16 protein-coding genes are annotated in these 15,944 nt (G+C 57.1%); all 16 read right to left on the reverse strand.

The genetic code is table 11. From position 1 onward, the window contains the following. Nucleotide 1: 1 nt before the first annotated feature. Entirely contained in the window at nt 2–781 is a 780-nt protein-coding gene (locus tag JUI81_RS11050) for a DeoR/GlpR family DNA-binding transcription regulator (protein WP_172901217.1), read from the reverse strand. A gap of 192 nt (nt 782–973) precedes the next feature. Beyond that, nucleotides 974–2,341 carry a bifunctional UDP-N-acetylglucosamine diphosphorylase/glucosamine-1-phosphate N-acetyltransferase GlmU gene (glmU, locus tag JUI81_RS11055; RefSeq protein WP_028940080.1) on the reverse strand — a complete coding sequence of 456 codons (1,368 nt, stop codon included), beginning with the start codon at nt 2,339–2,341 and terminating at the stop codon, nt 974–976. 117 nt (nt 2,342–2,458) lie between these two features. Further along, on the reverse strand, nt 2,459–2,884 hold the full coding sequence (locus tag JUI81_RS11060; protein WP_007985046.1) for a F0F1 ATP synthase subunit epsilon: 426 nt from the start codon (nt 2,882–2,884) through the stop codon (nt 2,459–2,461). Nucleotides 2,885–2,929: 45 nt separating this feature from the next. Next, complete coding sequence (gene atpD / locus JUI81_RS11065) at nt 2,930–4,309, reverse strand: F0F1 ATP synthase subunit beta (protein ID WP_007911961.1); 1,380 nt, start codon at nt 4,307–4,309, stop codon at nt 2,930–2,932. 27 nt (nt 4,310–4,336) lie between these two features. Continuing rightward, nucleotides 4,337–5,197, reverse strand: coding sequence for a F0F1 ATP synthase subunit gamma (gene atpG / locus JUI81_RS11070; RefSeq protein ID WP_007934344.1), 861 nt, complete (start codon nt 5,195–5,197; stop codon nt 4,337–4,339). Between the two features lie 50 nt (nt 5,198–5,247). Continuing rightward, nucleotides 5,248–6,792 (reverse strand): F0F1 ATP synthase subunit alpha, encoded by a 1,545-nt coding sequence (atpA, locus tag JUI81_RS11075; RefSeq protein WP_007934342.1) that lies wholly within the window; start codon nt 6,790–6,792, stop codon nt 5,248–5,250. A gap of 21 nt (nt 6,793–6,813) precedes the next feature. Continuing rightward, nucleotides 6,814–7,350: a F0F1 ATP synthase subunit delta gene (locus JUI81_RS11080; RefSeq protein WP_019580345.1), complete on the reverse strand. Its 537-nt coding sequence runs from the start codon at nt 7,348–7,350 to the stop codon at nt 6,814–6,816. Between the two features lie 12 nt (nt 7,351–7,362). Beyond that, nucleotides 7,363–7,833, reverse strand: a complete 471-nt coding sequence (locus JUI81_RS11085; protein WP_008064601.1) for a F0F1 ATP synthase subunit B — start codon at nt 7,831–7,833, stop codon at nt 7,363–7,365. Between the two features lie 58 nt (nt 7,834–7,891). After that, a complete protein-coding gene (atpE, locus tag JUI81_RS11090) occupies nt 7,892–8,149 on the reverse strand; it encodes a F0F1 ATP synthase subunit C (RefSeq protein ID WP_003097235.1) in 258 nt (85 codons plus the stop codon). Nucleotides 8,150–8,282: 133 nt separating this feature from the next. After that, a complete protein-coding gene (gene atpB, locus JUI81_RS11095; RefSeq protein ID WP_007934337.1) occupies nt 8,283–9,152 on the reverse strand; it encodes a F0F1 ATP synthase subunit A in 870 nt (289 codons plus the stop codon). 16 nt (nt 9,153–9,168) lie between these two features. Continuing rightward, entirely contained in the window at nt 9,169–9,576 is a 408-nt protein-coding gene (locus tag JUI81_RS11100; RefSeq protein WP_007934335.1) for a F0F1 ATP synthase subunit I, read from the reverse strand. Nucleotides 9,577–9,724: 148 nt separating this feature from the next. Next, complete coding sequence (locus JUI81_RS11105) at nt 9,725–10,597, reverse strand: ParB/RepB/Spo0J family partition protein (protein ID WP_007934333.1); 873 nt, start codon at nt 10,595–10,597, stop codon at nt 9,725–9,727. 9 nt (nt 10,598–10,606) lie between these two features. Beyond that, entirely contained in the window at nt 10,607–11,404 is a 798-nt protein-coding gene (locus JUI81_RS11110) for a ParA family protein (RefSeq protein ID WP_007934331.1), read from the reverse strand. Between the two features lie 18 nt (nt 11,405–11,422). Next, nucleotides 11,423–12,067, reverse strand: coding sequence for a 16S rRNA (guanine(527)-N(7))-methyltransferase RsmG (gene rsmG, locus JUI81_RS11115; protein WP_007934329.1), 645 nt, complete (start codon nt 12,065–12,067; stop codon nt 11,423–11,425). Continuing rightward, on the reverse strand, nt 12,064–13,962 hold the full coding sequence (gene mnmG / locus JUI81_RS11120) for a tRNA uridine-5-carboxymethylaminomethyl(34) synthesis enzyme MnmG (RefSeq protein ID WP_028940079.1): 1,899 nt from the start codon (nt 13,960–13,962) through the stop codon (nt 12,064–12,066). Before mnmG ends, rsmG begins: the two co-directional genes overlap by 4 nt. A gap of 550 nt (nt 13,963–14,512) precedes the next feature. Beyond that, nucleotides 14,513–15,883 (reverse strand): tRNA uridine-5-carboxymethylaminomethyl(34) synthesis GTPase MnmE, encoded by a 1,371-nt coding sequence (gene mnmE / locus JUI81_RS11125; protein WP_019580343.1) that lies wholly within the window; start codon nt 15,881–15,883, stop codon nt 14,513–14,515. Nucleotides 15,884–15,944 lie beyond the last annotated feature (61 nt).

Raw genomic sequence — 15,944 nt, forward strand, 5'->3', positions numbered from 1 at the left:
GCTATTTCTCCTGACTGACAGCGGCGCAAATCACATTGATGCCGCGGGCCTGAATCTGATCGCGGGCCTCAAGCGGCAGGCGATCATCGGTAATAAGGGTATGGACGCTGCTCCAAGGCAGCTCCAGATTGGGGATCTTGCGGCCGATCTTGTCGGCCTCGACCATCACGATCACTTCGCGGGCGACCTCGGCCATGACACGGCTCAGTCCCAGCAATTCATTGAAGGTGGTGGTCCCGCGCACCAGATCGATGCCATCGGCGCCAATAAATAACTGATCGAAGTCATATGAGCGTAGTACCTGCTCTGCCACCTGACCCTGGAAGGATTCGGAATGCGGATCCCAGGTACCACCGGTCATCAACAGCACCGGTTCGTGCTCGAGTTCAGTCAACGCGTTGGCGACATGCAGGGAGTTGGTCATCACCACCAGGCCCGGTTGCTGGCCGAGTTCCGGGATCATCGCGGCGGTGGTACTGCCGCTGTCGATGATGATGCGCGCATGCTCGCGAATCCGCGTGACGGCGGCGCGGGCAATGGCCTGCTTGTATTTCGAAACCGGTTGGCCGATGTCGGCGACCAGCTCCTGCGGCATGGTGACCGCGCCGCCATAACGACGCAGCAACAGACCGTTGCTTTCAAGCGCGGCCAGATCCTTGCGAATCGTAACTTCCGAGGTTTCGAAGCGTTTGGCCAGCTCGTCCACACTGACTTCGCCCTGCTCATTGAGCAAGGCGAGGATATTGTGGCGGCGTTGGGGCGTGTTGCGCTTTGACATGATTTGGTAAGTTTCGATTCGAAAGATAACGTAAGCAATCAAAACCTATCAGCGAAACTTCGTCAAGCCAACGTCAGAAAAAAAGATGTGTGGATAACTCAAAAAAAGATCGCAGCCTCCGGCAGCGCCTACAGAGTGAACACAAATTCCCTGTAGGCGCTGCCGAAGGCTGCGATCTTTTGATCTGTGGATAACTTAACTCTTCTTGATCTTCTCAGGCCGCTTCCAGCCGTCGATGTTCTTCTGTCGAGCCCGGCCTACGGCCAACTGAGCGTTATCCACATTCTGGGTAATAGTCGAACCGGCCGCCGTGGTCGCACCGGAGGAGATATCCACAGGCGCCACCAACGAGTTATTGGAACCGATGAATACATCTTCACCCAGCACGGTTTTCCACTTGTTGGCACCGTCGTAGTTGCAGGTGATGGTGCCGGCGCCAATGTTGGTGCGCGCACCGATCTCGGCATCGCCCAGATACGTCAAGTGACCGGCCTTGGCACCTTCGCCCATGTGAGCGTTCTTCAGTTCAACAAAGTTACCCACATGCGCGCGGGCTTCCAGCACTGTGCCGGGACGCAAACGAGCAAACGGGCCGGCATCGCTGCCTTCGCCGAGAATCGCGCCTTCGATATGACTGTTGGCCTTGATCACCACGCCTTTGCGCAGGGTACTGTCCTTGATCACGCAGTTCGGGCCGATCACCACGTCGTCCTCGATGACCACTTTGCCCTCGAGAATCACGTTGATGTCGATCAGGATATCGCGACCAACGGTAACCTCACCGCGCACATCGAAACGTGTCGGGTCGCGCAGGGTTACGCCTTGAGCCATCAAACGACGAGCGGCGCGCAGTTGATAATGACGCTCCAGCTCGGCCAGTTGTTTGCGATCGTTGGCGCCCTGCACTTCCATGGCGTCATGGGGTTGTTCGGTGGCCACCACCAGACCATCACTGACCGCCATGGCGATCACGTCAGTCAGGTAGTACTCGCCCTGGGCGTTATTGTTGGATAGGCGGCTCAGCCAATCGCCCAAACGCTGGGAAGGCACCGCCAAAATGCCGGTATTGCCTTCGGTGATCGCACGCTCAGCCGCGTTGGCATCTTTCTGCTCGACGATGGCAGTCACTTTGCCGGCGGCATCACGGACAATGCGGCCGTAGCCAGTCGGGTCATCCAGCTCGACAGTCAGCAGACCCAATTGCTGCGGTGCAGCCTGCTTGAGCAGACGTTGCAGGGTTTCGACTTCGATCAACGGCACGTCACCGTAGAGAATCAGCACGGTATCGGACTCGATGAACGGCACAGCCTGGGCCACCGCATGACCGGTACCCAGCTGTTGGTCCTGCAGGACGAAATTCAGGTCATCGGCGGCCAGACGCTCGCGCACCGCTTCGGCACCATGGCCGATCACCACGTGGATGCGCTGTGGATCAAGTTGCCGAGCGCTGTGGATAACATGGCCAAGCATTGAATTACCGGCAATCGGATGCAGGACTTTCGGCAAGGCCGAACGCATGCGAGTGCCTTGGCCGGCAGCGAGGATAACGATTTCAAGGGACATGACTGGCTACCAATCCTGGGTGGTCAGCAACTGCGACCAGATGATGAATATCGAAAAAGAAAAAAGGGTAGCCGAGGCTACCCTTTTTAATCAATCGCGCAACAAGTCGATGGCCGATTAGTGGCCGAACTTCTTGCGGATCTGCTGGACGGTGCGCAGCTGAGCTGCAGCCTCGGCCAGACGTGCGGCAGCAGAACCGTAATCGAATTCCGCGCCTCGCTCATGCAAGGCTTTCTCGGCAGCCTTAACGGCTTCCAGAGCTGCGGCTTCGTCCAGGTCGGCAGCGCGTTGCACGGTGTCGGCAAGAACCTTGACCATGTTCGGCTGAACCTCGAGGAAACCACCGGAGATGTAATACACCTCCTCTTCCCCGCCCTGCTTGACCAGGCGGATCGGACCTGGCTTCAGATTAGTGATCAGCGGCGCGTGACCCAGGGCGATACCAAGATCACCCAGTGCACCGTGCGCAATCACCATCTCGACCAGACCGGAAAAGATTTCTCCTTCCGCGCTGACGATATCGCAATGGACTGTCATAGCCATCTGATTGCCTCAACCTAAATTAGCGCCCGTTGCCGGGCGCCGGGATTACAGTTTCTTGGCTTTCTCGATCGCTTCTTCGATGCCGCCAACCATGTAGAACGCTTGTTCTGGCAGGTGGTCGTAGTCACCGTTGAGGATGCCTTTGAAGCCAGCAATGGTGTCTTTCAGGGAAACGTATTTACCCGATGCACCGGTGAAGACTTCAGCCACGAAGAACGGCTGCGACAAGAAACGCTGGATCTTACGAGCACGGTTTACCAACTGCTTGTCGGCTTCCGACAGCTCGTCCATACCCAGGATCGCAATGATGTCCTTCAGTTCTTTGTAACGCTGCAGCACGTACTGGACGCCGCGAGCGGTGTCGTAGTGGTCCTGGCCGATTACGTTCGGGTCCAGCTGGCGCGAAGTCGAGTCGAGTGGATCAACCGCTGGGTAGATACCCAGGGAAGCGATGTCACGGGACAGAACGACGGTAGCGTCCAAGTGGGCGAAGGTGGTCGCTGGCGACGGGTCAGTCAAGTCATCCGCAGGTACGTATACCGCTTGGATCGAAGTGATCGAACCTTCCTTGGTCGAAGTGATACGTTCTTGCAGAACGCCCATCTCTTCAGCCAGGGTCGGCTGGTAACCTACTGCCGAAGGCATACGGCCCAGCAGTGCGGATACTTCAGTACCGGCCAAGGTGTAACGATAGATGTTGTCGACGAACAGCAGAACGTCGTTACCTTCGTCACGGAACTTCTCGGCCATGGTCAGGCCGGTCAGTGCTACGCGCAGACGGTTACCCGGCGGCTCGTTCATCTGACCGTAAACCAGTGCCACTTTGTCCAGAACGTTGGAATCCTTCATCTCGTGGTAGAAGTCGTTACCCTCACGAGTACGCTCACCCACACCGGCGAACACGGAATAACCGCTGTGCTCGATGGCGATGTTACGGATCAGTTCCATCATGTTTACGGTCTTGCCTACACCGGCACCACCGAACAGACCGACTTTACCGCCTTTGGCAAACGGGCAAACCAGGTCGATAACCTTGATGCCGGTTTCCAGCAGGTCGTTGCCGCCTGCCTGTTCGGCGAACGAAGGTGCTGGGCGGTGAATGCCCCAACGCTCTTCGGTGTCGATCGGACCAGCTTCGTCGATCGGGTTACCGAGGACGTCCATGATCCGGCCCAGGGTTGCTTTACCGACCGGTACGGAGATGGCTGCGCCAGAATCGGTAACTTCCAGACCGCGTTTCAGGCCCTCTGTGGAACCCATCGCAATGGTGCGAACCACGCCGTCGCCCAGCTGTTGCTGAACTTCCAGAGTGGTTTCAGCCGCGCTCACTACTTTCAGCGCGTTGTAGATGCTCGGTACGCTGTCGCGTGGAAATTCCACGTCGATAACGGCGCCGATGATTTGAACGATACGTCCGCTACTCATAGCTGGATCCTCTGAATATTTGAACCGTTAAACCGCGGCAGCGCCGCCGACGATTTCCGAGATCTCTTGGGTGATCGCAGCCTGACGCGCCTTGTTGTAGACCAGCTGCAAATCGCTGATCAAATCACCGGCGTTGTCGGTAGCGTTCTTCATCGCGATCATCCGCGCAGCTTGTTCAGCCGCGTTGTTCTCGACCACCGCCTGGTAGACCTGCGACTCCACGTAACGGACCATCAAGCCGTCAAGCAGCTCTTTGGCGTCCGGTTCGTAGAGATAGTCCCAGTGGTGCTTGAGTTCTTGATCCGGGGTTGCCACCAGTGGAATCAACTGCTCCACGGTAGGCTGTTGCGTCATGGTGTTGATGAACTTGTTGGACACCACGGACAGGCGGTCAATACGGCCGTCCAGATAGGCATCCAGCATCACCTTGACGCTGCCAATCAGATCATTGATCGACGGCTCTTCACCCAGGTGGCTGATAGCTGCAACGACGTTACCGCCGAAGTTGCGGAAAAAGGCCGCACCCTTGCTACCAACGACACACAGATCAATCTCGACGCCGTTTTCGCGGTTTACCGCCATGTCCTTGACCAGGGCCTTGAACAGGTTGGTGTTCAAGCCACCACACAGACCACGGTCACTGCTCACTACGACATAACCAACGCGCTTTACTTCACGGTCGATCATGAACGGGTGGCGATATTCCGGGTTAGCGTTGGCCAGATGGCCAATAACCTGGCGGATGCGCTCCGCATAAGGACGGCTAGCAGCCATGCGCATTTGTGCCTTGCGCATTTTGCTGACCGCCACTTTTTCCATGGCGCTGGTAATCTTTTGCGTGCTTTTGATGCTCGCAATCTTACTGCGAATCTCTTTTGCGCCTGCCATGTAACACCTATCAGGTTAGCAAGCGGGAGCCTTGCGGCTCCCGCTGCGGCTTACCAGGTTTGGGTGGCCTTGAACTTCTCGATACCGGCTTTCATGCCAGCGTCGATTTCGTCATTGAAGTCACCTTTCACGTTGATCTTCGCCATCAAGTCGGCGTGATCGCGGTTGAAGAAAGCAATCAGCGCTTGTTCGAAGCTGCCGATCTTGGCGATTTCAACGTCAGTCAGGAACCCACGCTCAGCGGCATACAGCGACAGCGCCATGTCAGCGATCGACATTGGTGCGTATTGCTTCTGCTTCATCAGCTCGGTAACGCGCTGACCATGCTCAAGTTGCTTACGGGTCGCTTCGTCCAGGTCAGAAGCGAACTGGGCGAATGCCGCCAGTTCACGGTACTGAGCCAGAGCGGTACGGATACCACCGGACAGCTTCTTGATGATCTTGGTCTGAGCGGCACCACCCACACGGGATACCGAAACACCGGCGTTCACTGCAGGACGGATGCCCGAGTTGAACATGGCCGATTCCAGGAAGATCTGACCGTCGGTGATGGAAATCACGTTGGTCGGAACGAACGCGGAAACGTCGCCAGCCTGGGTTTCGATGATCGGCAGTGCGGTCAGGGAACCGGTTTTGCCGGTCACTGCGCCGTTGGTGAACTTCTCTACGTACTCTTCCGAAACGCGGGATGCGCGCTCCAGCAGACGGGAGTGGAGATAGAACACGTCGCCTGGGTAAGCTTCACGGCCTGGTGGACGGCGCAGCAGCAGGGAAATCTGGCGGTAAGCCACTGCTTGCTTGGACAGATCGTCATAAACGATCAGCGCGTCTTCACCGCGGTCGCGGAAGAATTCACCCATGGTGCAACCGGAGTACGGTGCCAGGAATTGCAGCGCAGGAGATTCCGAAGCACTGGCAGCCACGATGATCGTGTTGGCCAGGGCGCCGTTTTCTTCCAGCTTGCGAACAACGTTGGCGATGGTCGATTGCTTCTGACCGATTGCTACGTAGACGCAGAAAATGCCGCTGTCTTTCTGGTTGATGATCGCGTCGATCGCCAGAGCGGTTTTACCGATCTGACGGTCACCGATGATCAGCTCACGCTGGCCACGGCCGACAGGGATCATGGCATCGACAGCCTTGTAGCCAGTCTGTACAGGCTGGTCTACCGACTTACGCCAGATCACGCCTGGAGCAACTTTCTCGACCGCGTCGGTCTCGGTGTTGCCCAGTGGACCTTTGCCGTCAACAGGGTTACCCAGTGCGTCGACTACGCGACCCAGCAGTTCCTTACCAACCGGAACTTCGAGGATGCGGCCAGTGCACTTGGCGCTCATGCCTTCAGCCAAAGACTGGTATGCGCCCAATACAACGGCACCTACGGAGTCTTGCTCCAGGTTGAGGGCCATACCGAAGACGCCGCCCGGAAACTCGATCATCTCGCCGTACATTACGTCGGCCAGACCGTGAATCCGCACGATACCGTCAGATACGCTGACGACAGTGCCTTCGTTACGGGCTTGGGAGGTCACATCGAGCTTGTCGATGCGGCCCTTGATAATTTCACTTATTTCGGAAGGATTGAGTTGCTGCATTGCTCTGCTGCCCCTTCAAACTCAAGATTTCAATGCTTCGGCAAGTTTCGCGATTTTGCCGCGAATCGAGCCATCGATAACCAGGTCGCCGGCGCGGATGACGACACCACCAATAAGGGCAGCGTCCTCCGCAACTTGCAGGCGCACTTCCCGGTTGAGTCGTGCACTGAGAACCTTGGCGAGTTTGTCTTGCTGTTCTTGGTTCAATGCAAAAGCACTGGTTACTTCCACGTCTACCGATTTCTCTTGTTCGGCCTTGTACAGGTCAAACAGAGCGGCGATCTCCGGCAGAAGCGGGAGACGGTCGTTTTCGGCAACGACGTGAATGAAGTTCTGTGCCTTGGCATCAAACTTGTCGCCGCACACGTCAATAAACGTGGCGGCCTTTTCTGCGCTCGTCAGTCGCGGGGCCTTGAGCACGCGCTGCATGGTGTCGTCTTCCGACACCAGTGCTGCCAGGCCGAGCATGGCTGACCAATTGGCCAGTTGCTGGTGGGCCTGAGCGTGCTCGAAGGCCGCCTTAGCGTAAGGTCGGGCCAACGTGGTCAGTTCTGCCATGATCGCCCTCGCTTAGATTTCAGCAGCCAGTTGGTTAACCAGCTCTGCGTGCGCGTTTTGATCGATTGTGGCACCCAGGATCTTCTCGGCGCCGCCGACTGCCAGCAAGCCCACTTGGGCACGCAGCGCGTCTTTGACACTGTTCAGTTCCTGTTCGATCTCGGCCTGAGCCTGAACCTTCACACGGTCAGCGTCGATACGGGCTTTTTCAACAGCCTCTTCGACAATCTGATTACCGCGTTTCTTGGCTTGCTCGATGATTTCAGCTGCCTGAGCTTTCGCTTCGCGCAGTTGCTGACCCGCTTTCTCTTGGGCCAACTCCAGGTCGCGAGCTGCTCGGCTGGCAGCGTCCAGACCATCAGCGATCTTCTTTTGACGTTCGTGCAGAGCCGCAATGACCGGAGGCCATACGAACTTCATGCAGAACAGTACAAAAATCAGGAACGCAACGGACTGGCCAATCAGGGTCGCATTAATGTTCACGCCAACACCTCGCAGTTACGTTGTCCATCACACCAAATTACCCGGAAGATCCGAGTAATTAGCCAGCGATCTGACCAACGAACGGGTTCGCAAAGGTGAAGAACAGAGCGATACCAACACCGATCATGGTTACGGCGTCGAGCAGACCGGCAACGATGAACATTTTAACTTGCAGCATTGGAACCATTTCTGGCTGACGCGCTGCGCCTTCCAGGAACTTGCCGCCCAGCAGGCCGAAACCAATTGCGGTACCCAGTGCGCCCAGGCCGATCAACAGTGCAACAGCGATAGCGGTTAGACCAACTACAGTTTCCATCTTTCCTCCCGACTTTTACGTCGTATGGTTTAGGTTTTTTAGATTTTAAAGCGGTAAAACAAATCGTTTCATAGCCCTGTTAGGGCACCCACCCGTTTGACCGGGTGGGACATCAGACCAGTCGAGACTGGTCTTAATGGTTCTCTTCGTGCGCCATCGACAGGTAAACGATGGTCAGCATCATGAAGATAAATGCCTGCAGGGTGATGATCAGGATGTGGAACACAGCCCACGCCCACTGCAGAACTACGCCCAGGCCGCTCAGCCAGAGCAGACCGCTGCCGAACATCACAGCGATCAGAATGAACACCAGCTCACCGGCATACATGTTGCCGAACAGACGCAGAGCCAGGGAGATCGGCTTGGCGATCAGGGTCACGAATTCCAGCAGGAAGTTCACCGGAATCAGCAGCGCCTGAACAAAGATGTTCTTGCTGCCGAACGGGTGCAGGGTCAGCTCGCCGATGAAGCCGCCGAGGCCCTTGATCTTGATGCTGTAGAAAATGATCAGCGCAAACACCGTGAAGGCCATGGCCAAAGTAGCGTTCGGGTCGGTGGTCGACACGGCGCGGAACGGGATGTGGTGGTCGCCGGAGATCAGGATGGCCAGCTGAGGAATCCAGTCGACCGGTACCAGGTCGATGGCGTTCATCAGGAACACCCAGACGAAGATGGTCAGTGCCAGTGGTGCAACCACCGGGCTACGGCCATGGAAGCTGTCTTTCACGCTGCCATCGACGAATTCGACCAATACTTCAACGAAGTTCTGCAAAGCACCAGGTACACCGGTAGTCGCCTTCTTTGCCGCCATGCGGAAAAGAAGAACGAAGATCAGACCCAATGCGACCGACCAGCCGAGGGTATCGACGTGGAAAGCCCAGAAGCCCATTTCCTTGGCTTCTGCTGCGGAGTGGGCAAAGCCCCAGCCGCCGTTGGGTAGCTGACCGAAGGTCAGGTTCTGCAAGTGGTGCTGGATATAGCCCGAAGCGGTTGTTTCTGCCATGGTTGCCTCAAACGCCCTAAGGTCTCGAAAGTCTTGTTCTCATAAGCAGGGGAGCGAACCAGCTGACCAGTTGGGTCAGCACGAAGACGCCGAATACTGCTAACGGCGCCAATGGCTTCACACCTGCAAACGTCAATGCAAACAGCACTGCCGTCAAAATCAGTTTGCCCGCCTCGCCAGCATAAAAAGACCGGACGATGGCTTGAGCTGCTCGGGCGCCGGAAAACCGAAATGCCCTGTGAGCGAAATAAATATTGGGAAGCAAGGCTATCAGGCCTCCGCAAAGTCCTGAGTACCCGGCAACGACTCCATACCATCGCCAGAGCGCCAAAGCGGCAATCAGCAAAACGACAAGTTGAGCCATTAACACCGGAAAAACAGCCAATCGATGGAAAGGCAAGCGGTCTGGCGTGCGGTTTTCCATCACTTTTGCTCCCCAATGGTCGGCTGCCGAAATTCAATAACTTGGCATAATTTGTGCCGACAAAATGCGCGCAGAGTATAGGGGCGGTTCTGCCCCTATTCAACTGTCAGGTAGTGATTTCCGACTTCACGCTACAAGAGGAATTGTTTCAGCGGATGTGTGCGAGCACACCTTGAAGTTCATCAAGAGAGTTGTAGCCGATCACCAACTGCCCCTTACCCTTCTTTCCGTGGCGGATCTGCACCGCAGAGCCTAGGCGCTCGGCCAGGCGCTGCTCGAGCCGGGCGATATCCGGGTCCGGTTTTGCCGGTTCCACAGGCTCCGGTTTGCCACTCAACCACTGGCGAACCAGTGCTTCAGTCTGGCGCACAGTCAGCCCCCGTGCGACAACATGTCGCGCCCCTTCAACCTGTTGGTTTTCCGGTAAACCCAGCAAGGCACGGGCATGACCCATTTCCAGGTCGCCGTGAGACAGCATGGTCTTGATGACTTCCGGCAACGAAATCAGGCGCAACAGGTTGGCCACGGTGACGCGGGACTTACCCACAGCCTCGGCCACTTGTTGCTGAGTCAGCTGGAATTCCTGCTGCAAACGCTGCAAGGCCACCGCTTCTTCGATCGGATTGAGGTCTTCGCGCTGGATGTTCTCGATCAGCGCCATGGCGATGGCGGTTTCATCCGGTACATCGCGGACCATCGCCGGGATGGTTTCCTGGCCAGCCTGCTGACTGGCGCGCCAGCGGCGTTCGCCGGCGATGATTTCGAAGCGGCCGCTGCCAATCGGACGAACCACGATCGGCTGCATCACGCCCTGGGCCTTGATCGACTGCGCCAGCTCTTCCAGCGCCTGAGGATCCATGTCCCGACGTGGCTGGTACTTGCCACGCTGGATCAGGTCCAGGGGCAGGTGCTGCAGCTCACGCTGGTCGGCTTGCACTGCTTGTTCTTCCAGCGAGCTGACAGTCGGACCACTCAGCAGTGCATCCAGTCCACGTCCGAGACCTCGTTTCTTGACGGCCATGGGGATTCCTTAAGTTGCCTGGGCAGCGGCGGTGCGTGAATTTTTGCGTTGACGGCGAACCATCTCACCGGCCAATGCCAGATAGGCAATCGCGCCGCGCGATGATTTATCGTACGCCAGCGCCGGCATGCCATAACTTGGCGCTTCGGCCAGACGGATGTTGCGCGGAATCACCGTGTCGTAGAGCTGATCGCCAAAGTGTTCCTTGAGCTGCGCCGAGACGTCGTTCATCAGGCTCAGGCGCGGGTCGTACATGGTCCGCAACAGGCCTTCGACTTTCAGGTTCGGGTTCAGCAGTTCGGCAATGCGCTTGATGTTATCCACAAGGTCGCTCAACCCTTCGAGCGCGAAGTACTCGCACTGCATGGGGATAATGACCCCGTCGGCGGCAACCAGCGCATTGAGCGTGAGCATCGACAGCGATGGCGGGCAGTCGATCAAAATGTAATCGTAGTTCTCACGGATCGGCGCCAACGCGCTGCGCAGGCGGCTTTCCTTCATCTGCATTTCCAGCAGAACGACTTCGGCCGCGGTCAGATCGCGGTTTGCCGGCAACAACTGGTAACCACCGTGTTCGGAATAGTGCATGGCCTGGGCCAGATCACATTCACCGATCAACAGATCGTAGACCGAGTTTTCCAGGCCGTGTTTATCCACACCGCTACCCATGGTGGCGTTGCCCTGTGGATCAAGATCGATCAACAGCACCCGACGCTTGGTAGCGACCAGGGAAGCTGCGAGGTTGATGCAGGTGGTGGTCTTGCCCACACCACCCTTTTGGTTCGCTATCGCGAATACCTTAGCCATTCTTGCTTGTGTTCCCAATCATGCCGTGCGGCGCAGTATCAGCAGATGGCGTTGGCCTTGGCAACCGGGTACGGCCAGGGCGTGTTCGCTATCGAGGTGGAAGTCTGCCGGCAATGCTACCAGCTCATCGGCGGGATGAACGCCCTTCATTGCCAGCCAGCGTGTATCGGCGTCGCCCAAATGGCGAGTCCAGTTGCTGAAGTTCTCCATGCTGCTGAACGCCCGGGAAATGATCCCGTTGAATGGCAGTTCAGGCTGGAAGGCTTCGACGCGACTGTGGATAACTTGCAGGTTATCCAGTTTGAGTTCGAGTTTGACCTGGGTCAGGAAGCGGGTTTTCTTGCCGTTGCTGTCCAGACAGGTCACCTGGGACTCTGGAAACAGGATCGCCAACGGAATACCCGGCATGCCGCCGCCGCTGCCAACGTCGAGCCAGCGACCGTTTTCGACGAACGACATCACGCTCAAGCTATCGAGCAGGTGACGGGAGACCATTTCGTCCGGATCGCGCACGGCGGTCAGGTTGTAAGCCTTGTTCCATTTGATCAACAAGGCCAGATAACCCAGCAGCTGAGCGTGCTGGGCTTCCGTCAGTGTGACACCGAGCTGGCGAGCACCTGTGGATAACTCTTCTGCATGTTGCGAGGTAACCAACGAACTCAAGCGCTTTGCTCCAACTGACGGCCCGCGCCGCGTTTTTTCAAATGAATCATCAACAGCGAAATCGCCGCCGGGGTCACGCCCGGAATACGCGACGCCTGGCCCAAAGTCTCTGGACGGGTCGCACCGAGCTTGCTCTGGATCTCCTTGGAGAGACCGGAGATGTTCGTGTAATCGATATCCACAGGCAGTTTGGTGTCTTCGCTGGCCCGCAGGCGTGCGATTTCATCCTGTTGACGGTCGATATAACCGGCGTATTTGGTCTTGATTTCAACCTGTTCGGCGACCTGTGGATCTTCTGCGCCCCCGCCAGTCACGGCGATCAGACCAGCGTAGTCGATTTCCGGACGGCTCAGCAGGTTGAGCAAATTGTATTCGTGGGTCAGCGGCGTACCGAACTTCTCGGCAATCGCATCGCCCTGCTCGGTGCCCGGGCGAACCCAGGTACTTTTCAGGCGTTGCTCTTCCAAATCGATGCTTTCGCGTTTTTTGCAGAAAGCCGCCCAACGCACGTCATCCACCAGACCCAGTTCGCGACCTTTTTCGGTCAGGCGCAGGTCGGCGTTGTCTTCGCGCAGAATCAAGCGGTATTCGGCGCGGGATGTGAACATCCGATACGGTTCCTGGGTACCGAGGGTAATCAGGTCGTCAACCAAAACGCCGATGTACGCTTCATCACGACGCGGGCACCAGGCATCTTTGCCCTGGGCTCGCAGTGCGGCGTTGGCTCCAGCCAGCAAACCCTGGGCGCCGGCTTCTTCGTAACCGGTGGTGCCGTTAATTTGCCCGGCGAAGAACAGACCGGCGATGACTTTGGTTTCCAGGCTGTACTTCAGGTCACGCGGGTCGAAATAGTCGTACTCGATGGCGTAGCCCGGACGCACGATGTGCGCGTTTTCCATGCCGCGGATCGATTGCACGATCTGCAATTGCACGTCGAACGGCAAGGATGTGGATATCCCGTTCGGGTACAGCTCGTGAGTGGTCAACCCTTCCGGTTCGATGAAGACCTGGTGGCTTTCCTTGTCGGCAAAGCGGTGGATCTTGTCTTCGATCGATGGGCAATAACGTGGGCCGATGCCTTCGATCAACCCGGCATCGGAATACATCGGCGAACGGTCGAGGTTGGCGGCAATGATTTCGTGGGTCCGGGCGTTGGTGTGGGTAATCCAGCAACTGACCTGTTTCGGGTGCTGCTCTTTGGAGCCCATGAACGACATGACCGGGATCGGCGTATCACCGGCTTGCTCGGTCATGACCGAGAAATCCACAGACCTACCGTCAATACGCGGCGGAGTACCGGTTTTCAGGCGACCGACACGCAATGGCAGTTCACGCAGACGACGTGCCAAAGCAATCGAAGGCGGATCACCGGCGCGACCGCCGGAATAATTCTGCATGCCGATGTGGATAAGTCCACCGAGGAAGGTGCCCGTCGTCAGCACCACGGAGTCGGCGAAGAAACGCAGGCCCATTTGCGTGACAACGCCGCGCACTTGTTCCTGTTCGACGATCAGGTCGTCCGCGGCCTGTTGAAATATCCACAGGTTCGGCTGGTTTTCCAAAGCTTCACGGACAGCGGCCTTGTACAGCACCCGATCTGCCTGGGCGCGAGTTGCACGCACGGCCGGGCCTTTGCGGCTGTTCAATACGCGAAATTGAATACCACCTTTATCGGTAGCCATGGCCATCGCGCCGCCCAGGGCATCGATTTCCTTGACCAGATGGCTTTTACCGATCCCACCAATGGCGGGATTGCAGCTCATGGCACCGAGGGTTTCCACGTTATGCGTCAGCAACAGGGTTTTTGCCCCCATACGTGCTGATGCAAGTGCTGCCTCGGTACCGGCATGACCGCCGCCGATGACGATCACTTCAAAACGGGAAGGGAAATCCACCACGCACCTCGTGCCTGCTTTAGTCAGGTAATCCGGAATAGTTTGAGCTCAGGTTCTTGGACCTGGTCGGCAAGTATAGGGACTTCGCCCTTCCTAAAGAACCCTTTGCACAAAATTTAACCAGCTGTGGAGAAGTCGGGGTTATAGAAATTAAAAAGAGAGAGATTTATTAAATCTTTGTTTTTATGTTTATTTCTACTGCCCCACCTTTCTGTGGATAGATTCATACAGGCCTTTATTTTCAATGTGTACAGAGATTCAAAACCCTGTGGTCATGTGCCGAGGAGGCCCTTGGATAACCGGTGTAAGCCTGTGGATGAAAGGGGCTGTTATCCACAGAGGCGGTTATCTTCAGTTTTGAGGCCTTGTTATCAACTGCCCTTAGCGGCAGTTATTCACAGGGCTTAATCCACAGAAAAGGGCTGACCGAGCAAATCCCGGGCACGGAAAATCCGCGCGAACAGAAAAATCTGCTCGGGAGCGGAGGTCTATTTCAGAAGAAGGGGAGCAGACAGGCCAGAACGGCCTGTCTGTGGGTAACGCAGAAGGACTATTTACCGATGCAGAAGCTGGAAAAGATCCTGCCCAGCAGATCATCGGAGCTGAATGCCCCGGTGATTTCGCCCAAAGACTGCTGGGCTTGCCGCAAATCTTCGGCCAGCAGTTCACCGGCACCCGCTAACGTCAGCTGCGCGCGGCCGTGTTCGAGGGACGCACTCGCGTGGCGCAGTGCCTCCAGGTGACGTCTGCGAGCACTGAAGCTGCTTTCAGAGGTCTGCTCGTAACCCATGCAGGCCTTGAGATGCTCGCGCAACAACTCCAGGCCTTCGCCGGCGGACCTGGCACTGAGGCTGATCGTGACGTGGCCATCGCCACTGACTTCCAGGGCAATCGCTTCACCCGTCAAGTCTGCCTTGTTACGAATCAGCGTCACTTTTGCCGGATCCGGGCGGGTTTCGAGGAATTCAGGCCACAAGGCAAATGGATCAAGGGCCTCGGGAGCCGTGGCATCGACCACCAGCAATACCCGATCCGCCTCGCCGATGGCTTTCAATGCCCGTTCTACGCCGATTTTCTCGACCTGATCGTCGGTATCCCGCAGCCCGGCAGTGTCGACCACATGCAACGGCATGCCATCGATGTGGATATGTTCGCGAAGAATATCCCGGGTCGTGCCGGCAATCTCGGTCACGATCGCGGCTTCACGTCCGGCCAGGGCGTTCAGAAGGCTGGACTTGCCGGCATTCGGCCGGCCGGCAATGACTACCGTCATGCCGTCACGCAGCAAGGCCCCCTGCCCGGCTTCCCGAAGCACTGTGGATAATTCGTCGCGCACTTTGTCCAGCATGCTCAGCACGTGGCCATCGGCGAGGAAGTCGATTTCTTCTTCAGGGAAGTCGATAGCCGCTTCGACGTAAATGCGCAGGCCTATCAATTGCTCGGTAAGGTTATGCACACGCTGGGAAAACGCCCCTTGCAACGAACGCAGGGCATTTCGTGCAGCCTGTGCAGAACTCGCCTCGATCAAATCGGCGATGGCTTCGGCCTGAGCCAGGTCGAGTTTGTCATTGAGGAAGGCGCGTTCGCTGAATTCACCCGGTCGGGCCAGACGGCAGCCCAGTTCCAGGCAGCGTTTGAGCAACATATCCAGGACGATTGGTCCGCCGTGGCCCTGCAGCTCCAGCACATCTTCGCCGGTGAACGAATTCGGTCCCGGGAAATACAGCGCGATGCCTTCGTCCAGCACCTCTTCGTTTTCACTGAGGAACGGGCCGTAATGGGCGAACCGCGGTTTCAGCTCGCGGCCGCTGATGGCTTTGGCCGCCACACTCGCCAGCGGCCCGGAAATACGGACGATGCCCACACCGCCGCGACCTTGAGCGGTGGCGACGGCTGCGATGGTTTCACGAGGAACGCTCATAAACCGGTATCCAGACAAAAGTGACAGATAGCAAAACGCCCCACTAGGGGGCGTTTTGAGT

This window comes from Pseudomonas sp. 008, from assembly GCF_016861935.1.
Taxonomy (GTDB): domain Bacteria; phylum Pseudomonadota; class Gammaproteobacteria; order Pseudomonadales; family Pseudomonadaceae; genus Aquipseudomonas.